Source organism: Bacteroides faecis MAJ27 (genome assembly GCF_900106755.1).
GTDB lineage: Bacteria > Bacteroidota > Bacteroidia > Bacteroidales > Bacteroidaceae > Bacteroides > Bacteroides faecis.
Genome location: NZ_FNNN01000001.1, coordinates 218475 through 244347, shown reverse-complemented (window position 1 = coordinate 244347; position 25873 = coordinate 218475). Strand labels below are relative to the sequence as shown.

The following is a 25873-nucleotide window of genomic DNA, read 5'->3' as shown; positions in this document are numbered from 1 at the left end:
ATACCATGAATAGACTTTATAACATCATATTACTACTTGTTTTTATATGTACGCATGTTCATTCGCAACAAGCTTATTTTGTTGATGGATATCATGGAGGGATATACGGGCATTATCCGGTGAAGTGGAAAACTCAGTTTATTGTCGACCAGTTGTCCAAGCATCCGGATTGGCGAATTTGTCTGGAAATAGAGCCTGAAACATGGGATACGGTGCAAATACAGACTCCTGAAGCCTATCGACAATTAAAAAATATAGTAGTAAGTAAACAGGTAGAGTTTACAAATCCTACTTATGCTCAGCCTTATTGTTATAATATATCGGGCGAAAGCATTATACGTCAGTTTCAATATGGTATTGCTAAGATAAATAAACATTTTCCGGGAGTGACTTTTACCACTTATTCTGTGGAAGAACCTTGTTTCACAAGTTGTTTGCCTCAGATATTGAAGCTATTTGGTTTTAAGTATGCTGTACTCAAATGCCCGAATACTTGTTGGGGAGGATACACTAACGCTTATGGCGGCGAATTGGTCAATTGGGTAGGCCCGGATGGAACTCCCATTCTTACTGTTCCTCGCTATGCTTGCGAGAAATTGGAAGAGAATTCTACTTGGCAGACAACTGCTTGGTGTAATGAAGAATCTTATCTGAATGCTTGTCGTGATGCAGGGATTGAACATCCTGTGGGAATGTGTTTCCAAGATGCCGGATGGAAAAATGGTCCATGGTTGGGAAGTGGAAAGAATATAAAAAGTAATTCAATTTATGTGACGTGGAAAGATTATTTTGAGAATATTTCCATTGGTAAAACGAATGATGACTGGTATTTCTCGCAGGAAGATATGCGTGTAAACTTAATGTGGGGAAGCCAAGTGTTGCAGAGAATTGCTCAAGAAGTACGTACTTCTGAGAATAAAATAATAATGGCAGAGAAGATGTCTGTTATTGCTCATCTTGCCAATGGTTACACTTGTGTTCAGGAAGATTTGGATGAGGCATGGCGTACTTTGATGCTTGCGCAACATCATGATTCCTGGATTGTACCTTACAATGGACTAAATAAATTTGGAACGTGGGCGGATCAAATAAAGCGATGGACAGATGAGACAAATACTGTGGCTGATAAAATTACTTCCGCTTCTATATGCAGTTTTGATAACGATACTATTAATTCTGAAAATGCTCAGGGATTTGTACGTGTTTATAATACATTGGGGATAAGAAGAACAGAGCAGGTCAATGTTGTACTTCCACAGGAATATGCAGATACTGATTTGGAAGTCAATGATTGTAGAAATAAAAAAGTTGATTATTCAATAGGAAAAGAAGGTGGAAAAATTAGATTGTTGTTTGAAGTAGATGTTCCTCCCTTCGGCTACTCCACATACCGTATAAAGCAAGTAAAGACAGGTAAAAGAACGGTTTCAGGAAACGAAAAGATAATAAATGAACGGGAATATGTGGTTGAAAATGATATGTATAAAATTGTTTTTGACTTGTCGAAGGGAGGAATTATTAAAAGTCTGGTAGCCAAAAAAGAAGGAAACAAGGAGTTTGCCAAACAGACGGGTGACTATTCGATTGGTGAGCTGAGAGGCTATTTTTATGACGAAGGTAAGTTTCGGTCTTCTACAGAGACTCCAGCTAAGATGACGGTTTTGCGGAGTAATATACAAGAGACAAAGGTAAAATTGGAAGGAGAAATCGCTTCACATCCTTTTGTACAGATTATAAGCATTGCCCAAGGGGAGAAACGTATTGATTTTGATCTTACTATTAACTGGAAGAAAAATGTAGGTATAGGAGAATATAAAGAAAATAGTTGGCGGGATAATCGCAGAGCTTATTGTGATGACAGATTTAAGTTAAGTGTACTTTTCCCTGTAGATCTTCGTTCTCCCCGTATTTATAAAAACGCACCGTTTGATGTTTGTGAAAGTAAGTTAGATAATACATTTTTCAATAGTTGGGATCAGATTAAGCATAACATTATTCTCCATTGGGTTGATTTGGCAGAGCAGGAAGGGGATTATGCATTGGCTTTATTCTCAGATCATACAACTTCCTATTCACATGGAGAGGATTATCCGCTAGGATTGACTGCTCAATATTCTGGTAATGGACTTTGGGGACCTGACTATAAGATCACGGGACCATTGAGAATGAAATATGCTATTGTTCCTCATCGTGGAAAATGGGACAAGGCTGCTATTGCAACGAAGAGTGATTGTTGGAATGAACCATTGTTATGTTCTTATCATCCATCTGTAAAATTGGAGTCAAGATCATTGGTAAACTTAAAGAACAGCGGTTATCAGGTGAGTGCTGCCAATATGAAAGATGGGAAAATTATATTACGCTTGTTTAATGCGGAAGGTGACAAGAAGCAGCACAATATCACTTTTGATATACCGCTGTCTAGTATAGAAGAAGTAGATCTGAATGGTAGAATTATCGACAGAAAGACAATAAAAACACGTGCCGGAAAATCTGAAATTAGTATTTCTATCCCTCGTTTCGGTATAAAGACATTTGCTTTGAACTTGAATTGAACATATTCTAATAATAGTAAACTGTAATATTTTTATGTATAAAGCTAGCGCTAATCTTTTAATAGCTTGCTCTTTTTTGTGGCTGACAGCTTGTTCTTCGGCAGGAGTGGTAACAGAAGATTTAATTCCGACTGATTATGTAAATCCTTTTATAGGTGCCAGTACCAGTGTAGGAGCTGCCGGTGTTTATCATGGATTAGGTAAGACATTTCCCGGCGCTACTACTCCTTACGGCATGGTACAAGTAAGTCCTAATACAATAACCGGCGGTGACAATGGTTCCGGTTATAGTGATGAACATAAAACCATTGAAGGTTTTGCCTTTACCCAAATGAGTGGAGTAGGGTGGTTTGGGGATTTAGGAAATTTCCTTGTGATGCCTACAACGGGCAAATTGCAAAAAATTGCGGGTAAAGAAGATGGAAGTATAAAAGGTTATCGTTCTGCTTATGATAAAGCAACCGAAACAGCTAAAGCAGGATATTATTCAGTAGAACTGACTGATTATAAGATTAAAGTAGAGAGTAGTGCGACACCTCATTGTGGAATATTGCAATTCACTTTCCCTTCCAGTGAGCAATCTCGTATTCAGATAGACTTGGCACGTAGAGTGGGAGGAACCTCCACTTCGCAATATGTGAAAGTATTGGATGATCATACCATCCAAGGTTGGATGAAGTGTACACCCGATGGTGGCGGATGGGGAAACGGTGAGGGAAACTCCGATTATACTGTTTATTATTATGCACAATTTAGCAAACCATTGAGTAATTATGGTTTTTGGAGTGCAGATATTCCCGATGACTGGGTTCGGAAGCGTGATGAAGTGGTGAGTATTCCTTATCTGACACGTGTATCACAAGCTCCGGTCATTAAAGATAAAAAAGAGCTGGAAGGAAAGCATCTTGGATTCTTCACCGAATTTCCGACGAAAGAAGGAGAAGAAGTTGAGATGAAAGTCGGTATCTCCTTTGTCGATATGGAAGGAGCAGCCAACAACTTTAAACAGGAGATTGCTTCTAAAAACTTTGCTCAAGTAAAACAGGAAGCAAATGATTTGTGGAATCAAGAGCTTAGCCGTGTACGGATATCCGGTGGAACGGATGACGAGAAAACTGTTTTTTATACATCATTGTATCATACTATGATTGATCCGCGTATCTATACAGATGTAGACGGGCGATACATTGGCGGAGATAAAAAGATACATGAACAGGATGGTACATTTATCAAACGTACCATATTTAGTGGTTGGGATGTTTTCCGTAGCCAGTTCCCTTTACAAGCGATGATCAATCCGCATTTGGTGAGTGATGCGTTGAATTCACTGATAACGATGGCAGATCAGAGTGGACGGGAATATTACGAACGTTGGGAACTTCTGAATTCTTATTCCGGTTGTATGATAGGTAATCCTGCATTGTCGGTGCTGGCAGACGCTTATATGAAAGGAATTCGCACATACGATGTGGAAAAAGCATATCAGTATGCAGTCAACACGTCGGCTAAGTTTGGGAATGATTTGTTGGGATATACACCTGAACCGTTGAGTATTTCGTATACTCTGGAATATGCTTATGCAGACTGGTGTGTGGCTCAGTTGGCAAAGGCGTTGGGAAAAGAAGAAGATGCAAAGCTCTTTTATGAAAAAGGGCAAGCCTATCATAATATGTTTGATGTGGAAAAAGGCTGGTTCCGTCCCCGTAATGCAGATGGATCATGGAAAGCATGGCCGGAGAATGCACTGACCGAAGAATGGTATGGTTGCATTGAGTCGAATGCTTATCAGCAAGGTTGGTTTGTACCGCATGATGTTCCGGGAATGGTTGAATTGATGGGTGGCAAGGAAAAGGTAATAGCTAATCTGACTAATTTATTTGATCATACTCCTTCTGATATGTTATGGAATAATTATTATAATCATGCTAATGAACCGGTACATTTTGTTCCTTTCCTTTTTAATCAGCTGGATGTGCCTTGGTATACACAGAAGTGGACACGATATATCTGTAAAAATGCTTATGCGAACAAAGTAGAAGGAATTGTTGGCAATGAAGATGTCGGACAGATGTCTGCGTGGTATATATTGGCTGCTTCCGGAATTCATCCTTCCTGTCCCGGTAATACACGTATGGAAATAACCAGTCCTGTTTTTGACAAGGTAGAATTTAAGCTGGATTCAAAATATCATCAGGGAAAAGTATTTACTATTATTGCTCACAATAACAACACAAATAATCTATATATACAAAAAGCCTTACTGAATGGCAAGGAGTACAATAAATGTTACCTTGACTTTGCTGAGATTGCAGCAGGAGGAACATTGGAATTATTTATGGGCGATAAGCCCAATACAAAATGGGGAGTTTTATCTAACATTTAAAATAGCTGAATAATATGATGAATAAGTTTAGACTTCTTTTACTGGCATCAAGTTTGTTTGTACTGAATGGAATAGGGCATGCTCAGACTTCTACCATGTCATTGAACAGTTCCAATCCCAAGATAGTATGGGAAGTCAAACCGCAGGCAGATTTGAATAATATGGGAGGAGAACAAATCTCTACCCCAGGTTTTAAAATGCCGGACTATGTGAAAGGAGTAGTGCCCGGAGCAGTTTTTACAGCATATGTTGAAGCCGGAATCGTTCCCGATCCTAACTATGCTGATAATATATACAAAGTAGACGAGGCGTTTTATAACCGTCCTTTCTGGTATCGTACGGAATTTGAACTTCCGGCATCTTATTCAGCCGGTAAGCGTGTTTGGCTTCATTTTGACAATACCAATCGTTTCGCCGATTTCTATTTTAACGGAGAAAAAATATCGGGGACAAAGACATCTACTAAAGATGTAAGCGGGCATATGTTGCGTTCCAAATTTGATGTGACACATCTGATTAAGAAATCAGGAAAGAATGCGGTTGCGGTTTTGATTACTGATCCCGACCAGAAAAAGACTCGTAAAGGAAAAGATCCGTATGGTGTTGCTTGTAGTCCCAGCTATCTGGCAGGTGCCGGTTGGGATTGGATGCCGTATGTTCCGGGGCGTCTTGCCGGAATTACAGGAAATGCATATCTGTCTATTACAGGTGATGCTGTGATGGAAGACCCGTGGATTCGCTCGGAATTGCCGACTTTGCAACAAGCGGAGTTATCTTTCTCTACAGGAATCAAGAATGCTTCTTCTGCTCCGAAAGAAGTGGAAGTTTCCGGTGTTATTCAGCCGGGAAATATAACCTTTTCCAAGCACATTCGGGTGGGAGGAAAAGAAACAGCACAGTTGTCGGTAGATAAAAGTGATTTTGCTGCATTAGTTATTCGTAATCCGAAACTTTGGTGGCCTAACGGCTATGGAGAACCGAATCTTTATACCTGTAAACTGACTTGTTCGATAGATGGAAAAGTATCGGATGAAAAGGATATTACTTTTGGTATCAAAAAGTATGAATATAAGATGATCAACAACGTAGTGAATTACCCGGTTCTGACATTCTTTATCAATGGACAGAAGATTTATCTGAAAGGTGGAAACTGGGGAATGAGCGAGTATCTGCTTCGTTGTCATGGCAAAGAGTACGAAACCAAAATCAAGTTGCATAAAGATATGAACTACAACATGATCCGTTTGTGGACAGGTTGTGTGACTGATGATGAATTCTATGATTATTGCGATAAGTATGGAATCATGGTATGGAATGATTTCTGGCTGTATGTAGCTTATAATAGCGTAGCTCAGCCGGAAGCATTCAAAGCGAATGCTCTTGATAAAGTGAGACGTTTAAGGAATCACCCTTCTATTGCTATCTGGTGCGGTGCTAATGAAACACATCCGGAGCCTGATTTGGATAATTATTTGCGTGAGATGATAGCTCAAGAAGACAAAAACGACCGAATGTATAAGTCTTGTTCCAATCAGGACGGTTTATCCGGAAGTGGATGGTGGGGAAATCAGCCGCCTAAACATCATTTTGAGACTTCGGGCAGTAATCTGGCATTCAATGAACCGGCTTATCCGTATGGTATAGATCATGGCTATGGTCTGCGTACTGAAATAGGAACGGCTACCTTTCCGACATTTGAGAGTGTGAAACTGTTTATACCCCAAGACTCATGGTGGCCTCTGCCTACTGATGAACAATTGAAAGATGATGATGATAACGTTTGGAATAAGCATTTCTTTGGTAAAGAAGCGTCCAATGCCAACCCTATCAATTATAAAAAATCAGTAAATACACAATTCGGGGAATCTTCCAGTCTGGAAGAGTTCTGTGAGAAAGCCCAGTTGCTGAATATTGAAGTAATGAAAGGAATGTATGAAGCATGGAATGATAAAATGTGGAATGATGCAGCCGGACTTCTGATCTGGATGAGTCATCCGGCATATCCATCATTCGTATGGCAGACGTATGACTATTATTATGATCCTACCGGAGCTTATTGGGGAGCAAAGAAGGCTTGCGAACATCTTCATCTCCAGTGGAACTCTTCTAATAATAGTATAAAAGCAGTAAATACCACTACCAAAGACTTGAAGGGCGCTTATGCTAAAGCAACTATCTACAACCTGAATGGAAAAGAGGTTGCGGCTTATGGACGTACAAAACAGATGGACGTACCGGCAAGTAACATTGCGGAAGCATTCACGTTAAACTTCAATCCATACAATCTGGCTTTTGGCAAGAATGTGGTAGCTTCTTCATCATCAGCATCCAGACCGGCTTCTTTAGTAGCTGACGGAGGAGCAGGGAGTCGTTGGGAAAGTGATGCGAGCGATTCTCAATGGATTTATGTTGACTTGGGTAAGAAAGAAAAAATAGAGAATGTTGTGTTGAAATGGGAAACTGCACGTGCCAAAGAGTATGAAATCCAAGTCTCGAATGATGCGAAGAAATGGAAAACTGTCTATACAAACAAAGATGGAAAAGGCGGTACAGATGAGATCAAACTCTCTCCGGTTACTGCGCGTTATGTGAAAATGGAAGGAGTTAGCCGTGCTACAGACTTTGGATATTCACTGTATGAATTTGAAATCTATGGTAAGAAACAAAAAAATGTTGAGGAATTGACTCCACTCCATTTCATCCGGTTAGAACTGACAGACGCAAATGGTAATTTGATTTCAGATAACTTCTACTGGAGAAACGGTGTGACTGATCTTGATTATACGGCCTTGAATACGTTACCGGAAGCAGAATTGTCTTGCAAGTTAGTTGACAAGTCGATGATATCTGAAGGGAAGATGAAATTATCGGTGAAAAATCATTCGAAAACAGTTGCTTGTGCTAACCGGATAAGATTGGTGAATACGGCCACTCAAGAAAGAATTCTTCCTGTTATCATGTCTGATAATTATATAACTTTGATGCCGGGTGAAGAACGGACTATTTCTGTTGAAGCAGAACCGGAAATGTTGAAAGAGGGAGTCAGTGTTTTGCTTAAACAGTATGGTAAGGCTGAACAGAAGAAATTGGATATATGATATATGTAGAAAACTAAGGACTACTTTTTTATTTTGAATACCAGAAGATAGTAAGTTCAGCATTGCTGCGCTATCTTCTGTTTTTTTATATCTCTTATATACTGTATTTACTATGCTCAGGAGTAGAAAGTGAACGCTTTACCTTGAATAACCTGCTTGATTTAATAGACAATGATTGACTTATTAATCTAGTATGTATGCTTGCTTAATGCCTTTTGGTACTAGCAATAGTTCGTTTCATGTACGTAATCCCATCGTTTCACATACGTAATCCCATCAGATCACGTACATAGTCCGAATGCTCCATGTACGTGAAACGAAGACATATTACTGACAAAGCTTATTCGTCAAAGCTTCTTTATGTATTAATGTTACCGTCATTTGTTTTAATATGTGCTATGATAAATAGTTTTGTGTACGGACAGAACGAAGAAAAATAGGACGTTAAGGTTGTATAAATCAGTGGGCATACTTGATGTGGGTAGACTGGAAGTGACAATAGAAACTTCGAAAATCTTATTATCACTCTTATTGTCACTGCTTATTATCACCGATATTCGTTTGATTGATAAATGGTTATCTCTGAAAAGTGACAAGTGACAATAAGAAATTGATTTTTCCTAGTGGAAGTTGCAGGAAAAATAAAAGATCTGTTTTAGTGGTTAAGTAAACTTGAATCGTCTTTTTAAACAAGATTCTTTTTCATTCAAAGTTGGAAAAGAGAATGTTTTGAAGGATAAATAATTAAATTTGTAATAAAGCATATAATCAAATGAACTGTAAAATAAACGTAAAGGTATTTTTCCTGCTGTTTCTAGTCTGCACTTGTTGTAATAGCTTGTGCGCACAATCGGCAATTCCTCCCTTTAAAAAAGGAGAACGGGTAGTTTTTGTTGGAAATAGTATAACCCATGGCGGACATTATCATTCGTTTGTGTGGTTGTATTACATGACTCGTTTCCCAAACAAGCCGATAACAATAATGAATGCCGGAATTGGCGGGGAGAGTGCATGGGATATTAAAGATCGGTTGGACTACGATGTTTTTGACAGAAAACCGACTTATGTGACTCTGACTTTTGGTATGAATGACACAGGGTATGATATTTTTTGGAAGGAGAATGCTAAGGAGTTGTCGGAGCAACGGATCGAAAAATCATTGGAAAGTTTTCGGGAAATAGAGAAACGCTTGCTGGCAGAGAATAAAATGACCAAAGTGCTGATAGGTGGTTCACCTTATGATGAAACGACGAAATTGAATAGTTTGCTTTTTCTTCATAAAAATGATGCTATTTTAAAGATAATTGATGCCCAGCGCAAAGCGGCTAAGAAGAATGGATGGGGATTTGTGGATTTTAATCAGCCGATGGTGCAAATAAGTCTGGAAGAGCAAAAGAAAGACTCAACATTCACTTTTTGTAGAGTGGATAGAATCCATCCTGATAATGACGGGCAGATGGTGATGGCTTATTTATTTTTAAAGGCGCAGGGATTGGATGGGGTCGAAGTATCGGATGTTTCGATTGATGCAAATAACAAGAATCTATTAAGTCATAGGAATTGTAAAGTCTCCGGACTGAAGAAAGAAGCAGGTAGTTTAAGTTTTGATTATTTGGCAAATTCACTTCCTTATCCTTTGGACTCTATTCCAAGACATGGTTGGGGAAACAAAAGGTCACAACGCGATGCTATGGATTTAGTTCCGTTTATGGAAGAATTTAATCAAGAGCGTTTGCAGGTGACTAACCTGGGAAAAGGTCATTATCGGTTGACAATAGACGGATTGTTTATTGATAATGTTTCATCTGAGCAGTTGGAAGATGGTATCAATCTGGCCGATTATCCCAATACACCCCAGTATCAGCAAGCTATGAAAATCATGTATCTGAACGAAGAACGTTTTGAAGTGGAAAAACGTTTCAGAGAATATTTGTGGACGGAATACTCGTTCTTGAAAAAGGAAGGTCTGTTGTTTGCTGATAATGAGGAGGCCGTAAATAAACTTAGGGAGTATTTACCTAAAGATGGTTTTCTGAGAATGAGTTATGAGTGGTATACCAAAGCGATGTATCCTGAGATACGCGAAGTGTGGAGTAAATATATGAAGACCATTGTCGATACAATCTATAAAATGAATAAGCCGACAACTCATAAAGTCAAGTTAACAAAGATAGATTGAGTCATTTATTATTTATTATGAGAGTATTGGACTGATGATCCATAGCTGTAATATTCATAGAAACTTATTTATGAAGAATAAAAAACTGTTACTAGGCATAGGAATAATATGTTGTCTTTGGTGTCCGCCAAAGATTGTACATGGGAAAGAGAACAGGGGGCCTTTCTCTTTGGTGGAATTAAAATGTGAGAATATGGTTGATCCTTTGGGGATTGACAACGTTACTCCCTGTTTTAGCTGGAAATTGAAAGGAGATGGGGCAGTGGATAGACAAGCCTTTTACGAAATTCAGGTAGCGTCAGATAGTCTTCTATTAATAGGGGAGAAGGCGGACTTATGGCAATCGGGAAAGTTGAAATCTGATGTTTCTGTGATGGTACCTTATCAAGGCTTGCCTCTGGCTTCGCGTTCTTTATGCTATTGGAGGGTACGTGCCTGGGACCGGAAAAGAAATGTTTCCCAATGGAGTACGGTGGCACGTTTTTCTATTGGTCTTTTGAATAAGGAACAGATACATGGCGCCTATATCGGTTCATCCCCGGAAGGAGGCAAAGTTTGTGCTCCTTTACTTCGCAAAAAAGTGCAAATAGATGAACTGGCAACAGCTTTTCTTTATGTGAATTCTCTGGGGTATCATGAAGTATATGTCAATGGAAAGAAAGTTACGGAGAATGTTCTTACCCCTGCTGTTTCGCAGCTGAATAAACGTTCGTTAATGGTCACTTATGACGTATCTTCTTATTTGAAAGAAGGAGAGAATGATCTGTTGATATGGCTTGGACAAGGTTGGTATAAGAAAACTACTTTTGGTGCTGCTTATGACGGTCCGTTGGTAAAAGCGGAACTGGATATGCTGAAAGATGGAAAATGGAAAGTATTAACTGCAACCGACACTTCTTGGAGCGGACGTGAAAGTGGTTATTCAGATACAGGTAATTGGTGTGCTTTGCAATTTGGTGGTGAAAGAGTGGATGGGCGAATAGTGCCGACAGAATTTTCAACCTATTCTCTGGATAAAATGAAATGGTACCCTGTGGTGGAAGTAAATGTACCGGAACACATCGTTTCACCTCAAATGTGTGAAGCTAACAAGATACATCACACATTGCAACCTGTTTCTATCAGGAAACTTAGTGAAGGTGCTTGGTTGGTAGATATGGGAAGAATACAGACCGGATGGTTTGAAATGCAGATGCCGGTGTTACCTGTGGGGCATGAGGTTACGATGGAATATAGTGATAATCTGACTAAAGAAGGAGATTTTGACAAACAGGGTGAGAGTGATGTTTATATTTCCGGTGGACGGAGGGGAGAGTATTTTAGGAATAAGTTCAATCATCATGCTTATCGTTATGTCCGTATCTCCAACCTTCCGGTAGGACCGAAAACTGAATGGATAAAATCTCTCCAGATTTATGGCGATTATCGGCAGACCGCGACTTTCGAATGTTCGGATGCAGACTTGAACGCCATTCATAATATGATTCAATATACCATGAAGTGTCTGACATTTAGCGGATATATGGTCGACTGTCCGCATCTGGAGCGAGCAGGCTATGGTGGCGATGGAAATTCGTCTACAATGAGTTTGCAAACAATGTATGATGTAGCGCCGACTTTCACAAACTGGATACAAACATGGGGAGATTCAATGCGCGAAGGGGGAAGTCTGGCTCATGTAGGTCCTAATCCCGGTGCAGGTGGCGGCGGTCCGTATTGGTGTGGATTTATTGTGCAGGCGCCATGGCGAACGTATGTGAATTACGATGATTCGAGATTGATAAAGAACTATTATCCAAAAATGAAAGAATGGTTCTCATATGTGGATAAATATACAGTGGATGGATTGCTGAAACGCTGGCCTGACACTCAATATCGTGATTGGTATCTTGGTGACTGGCTTGCACCGATGGGAGTGGATGCAGGAGCGCAATCTTCTGTTGATCTGGTGAATAATTGTTTTATCAGTGAATGTTTGGGGACAATGGAGAAAATAGCCCTGATGCTTGGAGAAGAAAAGGAAGCACAAGAGTTTGCTGTGCGCAGGAAAAATCTTAATGAGTTGATTCATCAGACGTTTTATCATCCGAGTGAAGGCATCTATTCTACCGGTTCACAGTTAGACATGTGTTATCCGATGCTTGTAGGAGCTGTACCGGATTCTTTGTACGATGATGTGAAAAGAAAGATGATGACTGATACTGAAAAGCAGTACAAGGGCCATATTGCTGTAGGGCTGGTAGGTGTCCCTATTCTGACAGAGTGGGCTATTCGTAACAGGGAAGTTGACTTTTTATATCAAATGCTGAAGAAACGTGATTATCCGGGTTATTTGTATATGATAGATAATGGCGCTACAGCGACTTGGGAGTCTTGGAATGGTGAACGGAGCAGGGTGCATAACTGCTATAATGGAATTGGAGCCTGGTTTTATCAGGCAATAGGAGGACTAAGAATGGATGAGACAGCACCCGGTTATCGGCATGTATTTATCGATCCTCAAATACCGGAAGGTGTGACCTGGGCTAAGATAACCAAAGACACTCCGTATGGTGTGATTGCTGTTGACTGGGAATTGACAGATAATATTATGACTCTTCAAGTCGATATTCCTGCAGGAGTTACTGCTACACTCTGTATTCCCGATGAGGCTGTTGCTTGTAAGATGAATGGGAAGAATGTTTGTATAGAAAAGAAAACAATCCAATTAAACGCAGGTAATTTAAAATACTATATTTACATGAAATAATAGATACGTATGAGAAAACATTTATTGTCAGCGCTTTTAGCGGTGTGTCTGGTTGCTACGGCCTTTGCTCAACAAGGGAAAGTATATGAGACACGTACTGTGAAAAGTAAGATTTTGGGAATGGAACGCAGTTACTCCATTTATTTGCCGGTAGGCTATGAAGAAGGAGATGGTAGTTATCCTGTATTGTATTTGCTTCATGGGTTAGGTGACAATCATACGGGATGGATACAATTTGGTCAGGTTCAGTATATTGCTGATAAGGCGATTGCTGAGGGGAAATCAGCACCGATGATTATTGTTATGCCTGATGCTGACACGGTTCATAAAGGCTATTTTAACTTGCTGGACGGAACGTATAATTACGAAGATTTCTTTTTTAAGGAATTAATCCCACATATAGAGAAAACGTACAGGGTGCGTGCTGAAAGTCGTTACCGTGCTATCTCCGGCTTGTCGATGGGAGGTGGTGGAGCGTTGTTTTATGCGCTTCATTATCCGGAGATGTTCGTTGCTGCTGCTCCGTTGAGTGCTGTTGGAGGGGAATGGACATTCGATCAAATGAAGAATCAATCGGATTTATCGAAGGTATCGGAAGAAAAGAAAGCGGAAATTCTCGGACAAATGGATATACAAACTATCTTGGAGAAATCCCCGAAAGAAAAGTTAGACCGCATCAAATGGATTCGCTGGTATATCAGTTGTGGTGACGATGATTTTTTATCGATAACGAACTGTCTTCTACATAACACGCTGTTGCAACATCAGGTTGGTCATGAATTTCGTGTGAAAGACGGTGGGCATTCGTGGACTTACTGGCGGATGGAGTTACCTGAAGTAATGAGGTTTGTATCCAGAATATTTACTCAATATTAAGCGTAAGTAAAGTAGGTTTTGTAGAGATAGGCTTTGGAGAATAAGACCTTTTGTCCTATGAATCAAAATTTATGGATATTTTTTTTATTTCTTTTTAGTGGTATTTGCCTGTTTACTCGTTCTTAATATGAACATTGTTTTTTATGGGTTTAATTTAGGTAAAAGGTTAGGATTGGTGTTTGATTGATTTTCAAGTTTATCCTCCGGCTAAAATTGGCTCCTCATTACTCTTACTATAGTCGGAGGGAGCTTGCAAAATATCGTAGGTTAAGATAGGTGGATTGTTTTTTAAAAGGTAAAGCGGTTTTGTTTTCAGTTGAAACAGGAAAAATAGTGACTAGAATACAAAATCATATGACGAAAATAGTTCGAATATTAGTTTTCGCATTTCTGATGCTCATATCTGTTTGCGGTGTAGCGCAGGATAAGATTAAAATAGCTTGCATTGGCAATAGTATCACCGAAGGGGTTGACAATTATCCGACTCCTTTGGCTCGTATGCTTGGAGATCAATATGAAGTTGGTAATTTTGGAAAGTGGGGCCATACTTTATTGCGAAAAGGTGATCATCCTTATATGAGTACCGATGCATTTATCAATGCACAGAAATTTCAACCGAACGTTGTAATTATTAAACTTGGTACTAATGATTCCAAACCAGAAAATTGGAAATATAAGGATGAATTTGAAACTGATTTAGAATATATGATCACTACTTTCCAGAAGTGTGGATCTAAACCGAAAATCATTATATGTCGTTGTATTCCGGCAAGTAATAATTTATATGGAATCCGCAATGAGGTAATAACAGATGAAATTTATCCGATCCAAAAGAACGTTGCAAGAAAGTTCCATCTGAAATTGGTAGATCTGTATAGCCCATTAGAGCATAAAGTTGATTCAACTTGCTATGTATGGGATAATGTGCATCTGAATAAGAACGGTTCGCTCATATTGGCGGAGCATATATATAAAGCTATTACAGGTAAAAAAGCTCCTAAATTAAGAGATCCATTTGCTAAATAGAAGTAGGAGAAAAATCATACTATAAAACAACACATGAAGCGATATATTTATTTTATTTTTTTATCATGTTATGCAGCTAATCTATTGCTGACAGGTTGTGTACGACAGAAATTTGTTGTGATGGATATGGTACACCATAATCCGGGTGAAGCTATGACAGAATCAAAGTTTCTCGATCCTTCTTTCTTGAAAATAAATGAATATGGAGCAAAAGTTTTTTTCTTGTTTGAGGCTGCGCAGTTTGGAATTGACTGGAAGAGTTTTGATCCTTCTTTATTTCCGGATACTACTGAAGCCGGGCGCTGGGTGGCAGAGAAAGCAGAAATAATCCATAAAAAATATGATGAGGCAAAAAAGGAAGGTCTTCAGGTATATTGCATGCTTGATATGTTAGTACTTCCTTCCTCATTGGTAGAAAAACATAGAGCAGAACTTACTAACGAACAAGGAAAACTTGATATCTCGAAACCTTACACTCAGTTTTGTATTCGTGAATTGATGGAGGAAATGTTTAAAACGTTTCCACAATTGGATGGATTAGTGATTCGTACAGGAGAAACTTATCTGCATGATGCTCCTTATTACGTAGGTAATCATCCGGTACAAAACGGTATGCATGACCATATTACGTTAGTTAATTTATTGCGGAAAGAAGTTTGTGAAAGACGTAATAAGAAGTTGTTTTATCGTACATGGGATATGGGACAATTGCACTCGGTCCCAAAATATTATTTATCTGTTACAGACAGTATAGAGCCGCATCCCAATCTTTATTTCTCTATCAAACACACCATGACAGATTTTTGGAGATCAGCAATTGTAAATCCTGATATGAATTATAGTGCACTGGACAAATATTGGCTGGAAGAATCAGGACAATATGGTGTTCCTTTTAATCCTTGTATAGGTATTGGTAAACATCAACAAGTAGTAGAAGTGCAATGCCAACGTGAATATGAAGGAAAGGGAGCGCATCCAAATTATATCGCCAAAGGAGTAATTGATGGTTTTGAAGAATTTAAGAAACCTGGTATAAAGAATCCGTATTGTTTAAACCAAGTGAAAGATAATCCCTTGTTTAAGGGTATTTGGACTTGGTCACGTGGTGGTGGTTGGGGAGGGCCTTATATCAAAAATGAGTTTTGGGTTGAATTAAATGCTTATGTCATGTCGCATTGGGCTAGTAATCCTTTGAAAACAGAAAAGGAAATACTATATGATTTTGCAAAAGCAAAGGGGCTTCCCGAGTCGGAATGGGAGATGTTTCGTCGGCTTTGCCTGTTATCAGAAGATGGAGTGATAAAAGGGCAATATAGTGCTATGGGAGATACTTATGTTAATTGGACACGTGATGATACCATAACTGGAGATGTATATCAAAAGAGTTATTTTGATCGTATGATTGAAAGAAATCAGGTAAATGCTTATCTGAAAGAAAAGGAAGAAGCTGTCCGTATTTGGAAGGAAATAGAACAGATCTCTCAAAAACTACATTTTCCTTCAGAAGAATTGAATCATTTCATTCGTACTTCCTGTTCGTATGGGCGCATTAAATATGAGCTTTTTTCTGTTTCGTGGCAGATTATGCTATGTGGTTATGTGGCAGATACAACAAAAAAGCCTTTTAATCGGGTAGAAATGGATAAGTATATTACCATATTTGATAGTTTGTGGAAAGAATGGAATGACTTATCTAAAGAAAACGATGATTGTCCTTCATTGTATAAGATTTCTTCTAACTTTTTTGGTTTTCCGGTTGGTATACAAGAGACAGTTGATAAATACAGGAAATAGCTTTCTACCTTTCCTCTTATATGTTATAGAAAATAAAAAATAAATGAATATTACTTAGTGGTTAGTATTATTCTAGTCGTCTTAATATTAACTGTAGCGAAAAGTATGAGAAAGAAACATAAAATAACAAAAGTAAGACTATGATCATTATTATTATATAAATTCTTAAAAACGGTATTTTCTATGAGAAACTTATTACAAAAATGTTTTAAATGGCAGTGGCTTGTTTGCATAGCTGTAGGCTGCTGCTTTGCGTCTTGTAAAGACGATGAAGAGTCAACTTCGGGCTATGACCCGAATAAGCCGATTGTGTTGACTGATTTCTATCCGAATGAAGGCAAACTTGCCACTCAAGTGATTCTTAATGGATCAAATTTTGGGAATAGTAAGGAAAATGTGAAGGTCTTTTTCAATGATAAAGAGGCTTCTGTAATTTCAGTGAAGGATGATAGAATGTTGGTATTGGCTCCAAAACGTGCATCTACAGTAGAGGACCCGGAGTGTGTTGTTAAAGTACAAGTGCAGGAGCAAATGGGAGAGTACAATCAGACATTTAATTATTATATCCAGACCACTGTTACTACATTAGTGGGAGGAAGTACATCAGCGCAGGTGAATCCAACAGGAACTATACCACTTTCGGAAGCACAATTTAGAGCAAATATTGACAGGTGTATTTGTGTAGATAAGGATAAAAATGTTTTCTTTTTAGTAGATAATGATGGAAAATTTGCTGCATTTATGTTGAATGAGGAGGCTGATAAATTAATATCTCTAAAATCAGATATTAATGCGATGTTTAACTCTCCTATCTTGGGATATAATAGTAAGGAGGGAATCGTTTATCAGTTTTGGGCCAATAGAGATAGTCATGATGTTAATTATTTTGACCCTAAGACGGATTATGCACCAACTACAGCTATAAGCTCTGTTTCATGGGATGATTCAAATTTCCCAAATATTGAAGGATTTGGAGTATGGGCAGCCAAGTGTAATTTTACAATGGGACCAGATGGAAAAATGTATTCAAGAATGTTGGGTGGAAATCTGGTACGGATTGATGTAGAGAATGCTAGGGGAGAGAATCTAACGAATGGGGATTTGGTTGGAACCAAGGATGGTAGTGCTTATGGACTTGTTTTCGATCCCCAAGATGAGAATGTTTTTTATTTCTCAAATAACGATAAACATTGCATTTATAAATATGATTTACGTACTAAAGAATGGGCATGTTGGGCTGGTCAAGAAGGTAAAAGCGGATATTTGGACGGACCGATAGGACAGGCTATGTTTAATAAACCTGGACAGATGTGTGTCGATTCCGAAGGCAATATAATTTTGACTGATACCGAGAATCACTGTATTCGTAAGATAACAATGAGTACAGGTTATGTATCTACATTAGCAGGAAAACCTCAAAATTCAGGTTATGTAAATGGTAGTGCAGAAGATGCTCAATTTAAAAAACCACTGGGAATCTGTATTGATAACGACGATGTAATGTATATCGGTGACTCAGAGAACCGTGCTATTCGTCGATTGGCTGTCGAATAAATAATTAGTGAAACTTTATATTTAATATAATATGAATCGAATATTTGTAATTTTTGCTTTGCTTCTTGCGTTTGTAGCACAAGTACACGCACAGAAAGAGCATAGCTTCATGTTGACTGGTACAGTCTTCGATGAATTTAATGAACCGGTTCCGGGAGCAAATGTATATGTTAAAGATAAACCGGGTGTGGGAATAACTACTAATATTGATGGTAAATTTCGGTTAAAGGTGAACATATATGATATAGTGGTTGTGTCTTTTTTGGGATATGAAAACTATGAGCAACGTTTAACGAATAAAATTGATAACATTAAAGTTACCTTAAAACCGGCTACGGAGAATATTGATGAAGTAGTGGTAGTAGGTATGGGTACACAGCGAAAGGTCAGTGTTGCTGGTGCAATTACAACGATGGATCCAGCACAGCTAGAGGTTCCTGCTACAAATATAGTTAATACACTAGCAGGTCGTGTTGCAGGTGTGATTGGCGTTCAATCTAGCGGTGAACCGGGCAAAAATATTTCCGAGTTTTGGGTGCGCGGTATTGGTACGTTTGGTGCTAATAGTGGTGCATTAGTGTTGATTGATGGTTTGGAAGGTAGTTTGAGTCAGATAGATGCTGCCGATGTTGAAAGCTTTTCTGTTTTGAAAGATGCTGCGGCTACAGCGGTGTATGGTAGTCGAGGTGCAAATGGTGTAGTATTGGTAACGACGAAGCGTGGTTTGGAGTCCAAATTGAAGATCAGTGGTCGTGCTAATATGACAATCTCACATTTAAAACGTTTACCTGAATATGTTAATGCCACTCAATATGCTGAAATGGCAAATGAAGCTTCTGTTGCAACCGGATTATCTCCTATTTATAACAAGACAGAAATGGATATTATAAAATATGGTTTAGATCCGGATCTGTACCCAAACATTGACTGGCAAGATGTTATTTTAAATCCCAATTCTTTCCAGCAAACTTATTATGTAAGTGCTCAAGGTGGTAGCAGTGTTGCCCGTTATTTTGCAAGTTTAGGAATGTCGAAAGAATCTGCGGCTTATAATCCATCCAAAGATAGTAAATACAATAAAGGTGTAGGCTATGATACTTATAATTATCGTTTGAATTTGGATATAGATTTGACTAAAACAACTAAAGTCTATATTGGAACAACTGGCTATATGTCGGTGAATACTCGCCCGAGCATGGGGGAATATTCTAGAGGAGTCAGTTTGACAGATTGGCTATGGAGTTCACAGGCAAAGACTACTCCAATAAGCTATCCATTACGCTATTCAAACGGATATTATCCTGCTGCAGGAACTAAGGATGAAATATCTCCGTATGTTCTATTGAATTATACAGGTAATGCTAGAGAACAGAATACCAGGAATTTAGTTACTTTAGGTATTACACAGGATTTGTCGATGATTACTAAAGGGCTATCAGCTAAAGTACAGGGATCATGGGATACACAAAGCTTATTCGGAGAAGCGCGCTATAAAATGCCGGAACTAAATGAGGCATTGAAGGAGCGTAACCCTAATGGTACCTTGAGTTTTGAGAAAATAGCTGATGAAAAGAACGTTACATATAGTAGTGCTGCTTGGGTTTGGAGGAAGCTATATTTAGAGGCAAATGTTAATTATGACCGTACCTTTGGTGATCATCGTGTAGGCGGTTTATTGTTTTATTATATAGAAGATACATCTGAAACTGGTGCGGATAAAAGCATGAATGCTATACCAAAACGTTATCAAAGTCTTTCTGGTCGTTTTACATATGGTTTTAAAGATACATATTTTTGGGATTTGAACTTTGGTTTGAATGGATCTGAAAACTTTGAACCAGGTAAACAATATGGATTCTTTCCGGCAGGAGCTTTCGCATGGGTACCATCTTCATATGAATTTATGCGTGAAAATGTAAGTTGGTTGAATTTTCTAAAGCTTCGCGTTTCTTATGGTGTTGTTGGTAATGACCGCATCAGTTCTAGACGTTTTCCTTATCTGACCCTAATAAAAGAAGAAAATGCTTCAAATCCTTGGGGAGGGACTGGTAGCTTAACAGAAGAACAAGTTGGTGCCAATAATTTGATGTGGGAAAAAGCAAAGAAATTTGATGTTGGCATGGATCTTCATTTATTTAAGGATAAATTTACTTTGACTTTAGATTATTTTAAGGATACACGGGATGGAATTTTTCAGGAACGTAAACAAATTCCTGATTATGTAGGCTTGATTCAAATGCCTTATGGTAATATAGGTCGTATGAAGAGCTGGGGTGCTGATGGAAATATGGAATTCTATCAACAGATAGGAAAGGATGCACATGTGATATTACGTAGTAATTTTACTTTAAGCAAGAATAAGATATTAAATTGGGAAGATACAAAAAAGCCTTATACATATTTGGAAAATAATGGTTACGCCAATAATGTACAACGTGGATTTGTTGCTATGGGATTGTTTAAAGATCAACAAGATGTAGAAATGAGTCCTACACAATTTGGTACGGTACGCCCTGGTGATATTAAATATCGAGATATAAATGGTGATGGCAAGATTACTGATGATGATAAAGTACCTTTATTTGCTTATTCAGGGGTACCACAGTTGATGTATGGTATTGGTGCTGAGTTTCGTTATAAAAGTTGGACACTAAATGTCTTGTTCAAGGGGACAGGACGTAATAAGTTCTTATATGGTGGTTCGGATGGTAAAAGTTTCGATGGATATATGCCATTTAATCAGAAGGATAAAGGAAATATAATGACTATTGCTTATAATCCGGAGAATCGTTGGATTTCTGCTGAATATTCAGGAAATCAGGCTACAGAGAATCCAAATGCTCGTTTTCCACGTTTGTATTATGGGAAAAATGAGAATAATACGAAACCTTCTACATTTTGGATGGGTGATGCCCGTTACTTACGTTTGCAGGAGTTGAGCTTGGCATATAATCTAAAAGTTCCTGCATTACAACGTATTTTGGGTATTAATTCCATGAATATTCAGTTGATGTGTGAAAATTTAGCAGTATGGGATTCTGTAAAGATCTTTGATCCAGAACAAGCGACCTCTTGTGGACAGGCTTATCCTTTGCCTGCACGTTATTCATTGCAGCTTTATTTGAATTTCTAATACTATATGTAAACTTAATAGAAATTAGTCCATGAAAAAATATTTTATATTATCGGTTCTGTTATTGGTATCCGGCTTTTTTGCTTCTTGTAATTATTTGAATATAGATGATTATTTTGAGGATACCTTTCAAGAAGATTCTATTTATGCAAATAAGCGTAATATTGAACGTTATTTTAATGGAGCTGCCGCTCTGCTTCCTGTTGTCGATAAAAATTGGGAATATGGGAACACTCCTGGAGTTACAGGTTCAGACGAGGCTGTGAGCTGTGGTGATTGGAATGGCATGGTTGTTATACAATTCTCTGGAACGAAGTTAATGAATAATGAGATTACTTCTAGTTCAATGGGCGGTTGGACATGGGATTTCAATATTTGGCCTAAATGTTATAAGGTGATTCGTAAGGTGAATACTATATTGCCACATATTGATGGTGTTCGTGATATGAATAGTTTTGAAAGAATGGAATTTCGTGCAAAATGCCGTTTCTTAAGAGCTTATGCATATTATTTGATTTTGCAACAGAATGGTCCAATGATTTTGCTAGGTGATGAAGTTGTGAGTAATAATGAGGAAGCGGAATATTATGCAAGAACACGCAATACGTACGATGAATGTGTGGATTATATTTGTTCTGAATTTGATGAGGCTGCTAAAAATTTACCTGATGTTACCACTTCGATGGATCAATATATTCCTACAGAAGGAGCTGCCTTAGCTTTAGCTGCTCGTGTGAGATTACAAGCTGCTAGCCCATTGTATAATGGTGGAGAGGCTGCCCGTAGATTCTTTGGTGATTTCACGCGTTGTACAGATGGAGAATATTATGTTTCTCAAACATATGATGAACGTAAATGGGCACTTGCTGCTGCAGCAGCGAAAAAAGTAATTGATTTAGGACGATATCAATTATATACAGTTTCTGCTTCCACTGATGTTGAACATCCTGAATCTGGAAATTATGGTACATATGTAGTCACACTTCCCCAAGGAGTTCCTACTGCTGAATTTCCAAATGGCGTAGGGATGGGAGATAAAAAAGTTGTAGACCCTTATAGATCCTATGCCGAAATGTTCAATGGAGAGCTTTCTATTAATCAAAATCCTGAGTTCATTTGGTGCAGTTCTACAGCTCAAGTGGGTAGCCATATGGGTTATGTATTCCCATTGAATTTTGGAGGTTCTTCTTGTTTGTGTGTGCCTCAGCGTATAGTAGACCAATTTTATATGGCAGATGGGCGTGATATCAAAAATTCCAGTAGTACATATCCATATATAGCCCGTCCTTATGATAAGACTTGTGTGACGACAGAAGATAAAGTTTTATCTGAAGGTTATAAAATCAGCCAGGGAACATACTTGGCATATACTAACCGTGAACCACGTTTCTATGTGAATATTGGCTATTCACATGCTTGGTGGCCGATGGGATCTACTACTGAAAGTGCAAAGAAAAATGTTAATATTGATTATTGGAATGGAGCTAATTCAGGTAAAAATCATTCTAATAATAATGTTTATAATATAACTGGATATACTTCTCGAAAATATATAAATCCACAAGATGCTATGAGTGGTAGTGGTGCACGTCAAAAAGATAAGCCATTTCCGATTATTCGATATGCAGAAATATTGCTTGCTTATGCAGAAGCCTTGAATAATTTAACTCAAGCGCATGAGATTGATGGTCAAACTTATATTCGTGATACAGAAGCTATCAAATATTATTTTAATCAGATTCGTTATCGTGCAGGTATTCCAGGATTGACAACAGATGATTTAGCTACAGCAGATGCTTTTAACAAAGTCATTCAACGTGAGCGTTTGATTGAGTTATTCTGGGAAGGACAACGTTATTATGATATTAGGCGCTGGGGAATTGTTGAAGATTTAGAAAGGGAACCTTTAATGGGATTGAATGTAGAACAAGCTGAATGGGAGGGATTTTACCAACCTACCGTGATTCAGTATAAATCAATAACTGAACGTGATTTCAAACCTAAGATGGTATGGTTGCCTTTGCATCTAGATGAGATTAGAAAAGTTTCTGTTCTTGATCAAAACCCGGGTTGGGATAAATAATTTTTTAAATGAATAAATTATGAAATATAGGAAAATTATCAATAAATTGATACTTATGGTAGGTGTGACAACTACTGGTGTTCTAACGTCTTGTGAGCAAGAATTTTATCAGGATGAACAGTATCGTAAGGAAATTTATATTGTTAGCGGAGAAGATAATATCTTCAAGCAAGAATTTTCTTTTGGCGGGGAAGGGATAGGATACCTTTCTGTTTATGCAAGTGGTACGACTCCAATTGAAAAAGAAGTAACAGTAGAACTAGAAAGGAATGAAACTGTATTATCAGACTATAATCAGAAGAGATATGGGGATAATTATAAAAACTATGTCTTAGAATTACCGAAAGACCACTATAAGGTAGATGATTGGGCTATAAAATTATATCCAAATGTAAATTCATCTTATTCTTTATTCCCAATTCAAGTGGATATTGATGGTTTGGAACCTGAAGATAATTACTTTCTTCCTTTAAGAATAGCTTCTGTTTCTGATTACATGATTTCTTCTGAAAGAAGGAACGTATTGATGCAGATACTTATGAAAAATGCTTATGCAACGACCAAGGAAAAAAGCTATTATACAATGAATGGAACAAGTTTGCGAGTGGTTAAGGATACTTGGGAGCCTTTGGACAAAAAGAATGATGCCCCTGATTATAAACCAATAAATGCTACTAAATTGGTTGCTCCAGTTACGGAACATGGTATTCGTATTTTAACAGGATCTACCCTTACATCGGATAGAAAGGAGCTTCGTAAACAAGGGATCGTTGTTACAGTTCATCCTGAGGAAATGATTGATGTTGCTATTATTGGGAGTAATGGGTTGCCAACTGGAGAATATATAAAATGCCAAAAAGTGACATTAGATAAATGGTATGATGTAAATGGTGGAATTACTGTGTTAAATATTGAAGATACTCCATCATACTATAATCCTGATAAGAAAGAGTTTACGTTGAATTATCGTTATAATTATAATTCGAATGATTGGTATGAAATGAAAGAGGTAATGTCTCCAGTGGCTATTGCTAACGAAAATAATTGAGTGGCTGATAATAATTGATAAATCTTATGAAAACAAGAAATATATATAGTGCTCTATGTACAACTTTCGTTGCAGGACTGGTATTAGTTGCATGCAACGATTATGATGCAGCGCAAACTGCATATGAAGAAATAGTGGATAGTGATGTAACGATTACTCCTCCAAATATGGATTCGGCATGGGAATTGCAGCTAATTCCTAATGTGGGTCAGCATAGTGGTGAGGTTTTTGTTTATAAAGACAAAAAGTATGATAAGCTATTTACCCGTACATTGGGATGGAATGGTGGAATTGGTGTGCAATCTACATTATTGTCTGATGGAAATGTTTTTTGGGCTTTTAATGATAGCTATTATGGAGTTGTAGATGCTGAAACAAGAGCAAGGGGGAATTGCAATTTCCCACATAATAGTATTATGGTCCAAACGACTGTTAGTGGTAGTCTCGGAGAAACGGATGATGACCTAAGATGGTTGGTTGATTATGTGCAGACTAATGATCCAGATGGAGAAGGCTATTATCAAGCGTATGCACACATAGCTCCAGATGAGACTATTATGGGAGAAACAGATGAAGAGTATTTTTATCAAATAGGTGGCGCTACGGTATTTGATAATAATGGGGTTGAAGAACTTCAAATGTTATGGGGGAAATATAATGAGGAGAAAATGACTCGAACTGGTACTTGTCTAGCTGTTTATAGTTTGGAAGGACAGCCCGGTAATAGTACTTATCTTAAAATAATTAGTAAAAATGAAGAATTTAATATAGATGATGTTGGCTATGGTTCTACTATGTGGAAAGATGAAGATGGGCATATTTATCTTTACGTAACAGAGAATAATCGACCATTAGTAGCTCGTACCACTACTCATGACTTGGCTTCAGAGTGGGAGTATTACATACGTGATTTAAATGGTAACTTTATATGGCAAAAGATGTATCCGACGAAAGAGGAGAGGACTCGCTCTACTATAATGGAAAATAATTATGTATGTAGTATGCCACAGATCTTTAGAAAAGGAGATTACTATTATATGGTAGGACAGGCCAAATCTTATGGTCATTCTGTTTATCTATATCGTAGTGAAACACCTTATGGACCTTTTACTAATCAAAAGATTTTATTTAATGTACCTTATTCTGTAGATAAGATAGGTAATCAGTATTATAAAGATTTACTAAGAGTAAATCTGCATTTAGAACTTGCACGAGAAGGTGAATTAGTATTTTCTACTAATACTGATGCTGATACTGTTGGAGATAATTTTGATTTTCCGGGTAGTGCTGACTTTTGCCGCCCTTATTTCTATCGTGTTTTCAATTGGGAAAGTATATATGATGAAGATGAGTGATAGCTACTGACGGACTCATCTTGGTAAATTGATTTAGAAA

At 38.0% G+C, this 25873-nt stretch carries 13 protein-coding genes; all 13 read left to right on the top strand.

Features of this window, described 5'->3' with window-relative positions:
• Window positions 1–5: 5 nt before the first annotated feature.
• The 13 genes from BLW31_RS00680 to BLW31_RS00620 all read left to right on the top strand — a co-directional run bounded on the left by BLW31_RS00680 (window position 6) and on the right by BLW31_RS00620 (window position 25833).
• Window positions 6–2555, top strand: coding sequence for a glycoside hydrolase family 38 N-terminal domain-containing protein (locus BLW31_RS00680; protein WP_010536662.1), 2550 nt, complete (start codon window positions 6–8; stop codon window positions 2553–2555).
• A gap of 34 nt (window positions 2556–2589) precedes the next feature.
• Complete coding sequence (locus BLW31_RS00675) at window positions 2590–4938, top strand: GH92 family glycosyl hydrolase (protein ID WP_010536663.1); 2349 nt, start codon at window positions 2590–2592, stop codon at window positions 4936–4938.
• A 14-nt stretch (window positions 4939–4952) separates the two neighbouring features.
• Window positions 4953–8036: a discoidin domain-containing protein gene (locus tag BLW31_RS00670; protein WP_010536664.1), complete on the top strand. Its 3084-nt coding sequence runs from the start codon at window positions 4953–4955 to the stop codon at window positions 8034–8036.
• Window positions 8037–8808: 772 nt separating this feature from the next.
• Complete coding sequence (locus BLW31_RS00665) at window positions 8809–10215, top strand: SGNH/GDSL hydrolase family protein (RefSeq protein ID WP_022301544.1); 1407 nt, start codon at window positions 8809–8811, stop codon at window positions 10213–10215.
• A 70-nt stretch (window positions 10216–10285) separates the two neighbouring features.
• Window positions 10286–12964, top strand: a complete 2679-nt coding sequence (locus BLW31_RS00660; protein WP_022301543.1) for a family 78 glycoside hydrolase catalytic domain — start codon at window positions 10286–10288, stop codon at window positions 12962–12964.
• Window positions 12965–12973: 9 nt separating this feature from the next.
• Complete coding sequence (locus BLW31_RS00655) at window positions 12974–13840, top strand: alpha/beta hydrolase (protein ID WP_010536667.1); 867 nt, start codon at window positions 12974–12976, stop codon at window positions 13838–13840.
• Window positions 13841–14194: 354 nt separating this feature from the next.
• The gene (locus BLW31_RS00650) at window positions 14195–14866 is read left to right on the top strand and encodes a GDSL-type esterase/lipase family protein (protein WP_229035514.1); all 672 of its coding nucleotides are present in this window, start codon (window positions 14195–14197) and stop codon (window positions 14864–14866) included.
• A 33-nt stretch (window positions 14867–14899) separates the two neighbouring features.
• A complete protein-coding gene (locus tag BLW31_RS00645; protein ID WP_010536669.1) occupies window positions 14900–16660 on the top strand; it encodes a hypothetical protein in 1761 nt (586 codons plus the stop codon).
• Window positions 16661–16843: 183 nt separating this feature from the next.
• On the top strand, window positions 16844–18214 hold the full coding sequence (locus BLW31_RS00640; protein WP_010536670.1) for an IPT/TIG domain-containing protein: 1371 nt from the start codon (window positions 16844–16846) through the stop codon (window positions 18212–18214).
• Between the two features lie 31 nt (window positions 18215–18245).
• Complete coding sequence (locus BLW31_RS00635; protein WP_010536671.1) at window positions 18246–21347, top strand: SusC/RagA family TonB-linked outer membrane protein; 3102 nt, start codon at window positions 18246–18248, stop codon at window positions 21345–21347.
• A gap of 31 nt (window positions 21348–21378) precedes the next feature.
• The gene (locus BLW31_RS00630; protein WP_010536672.1) at window positions 21379–23430 is read left to right on the top strand and encodes a RagB/SusD family nutrient uptake outer membrane protein; all 2052 of its coding nucleotides are present in this window, start codon (window positions 21379–21381) and stop codon (window positions 23428–23430) included.
• 19 nt (window positions 23431–23449) lie between these two features.
• Window positions 23450–24478: a BT_3044 domain-containing protein gene (locus BLW31_RS00625; RefSeq protein WP_010536673.1), complete on the top strand. Its 1029-nt coding sequence runs from the start codon at window positions 23450–23452 to the stop codon at window positions 24476–24478.
• A gap of 26 nt (window positions 24479–24504) precedes the next feature.
• On the top strand, window positions 24505–25833 hold the full coding sequence (locus BLW31_RS00620; protein WP_010536674.1) for a DUF5005 domain-containing protein: 1329 nt from the start codon (window positions 24505–24507) through the stop codon (window positions 25831–25833).
• The last annotated feature ends 40 nt before the right edge of the window (window positions 25834–25873 follow it).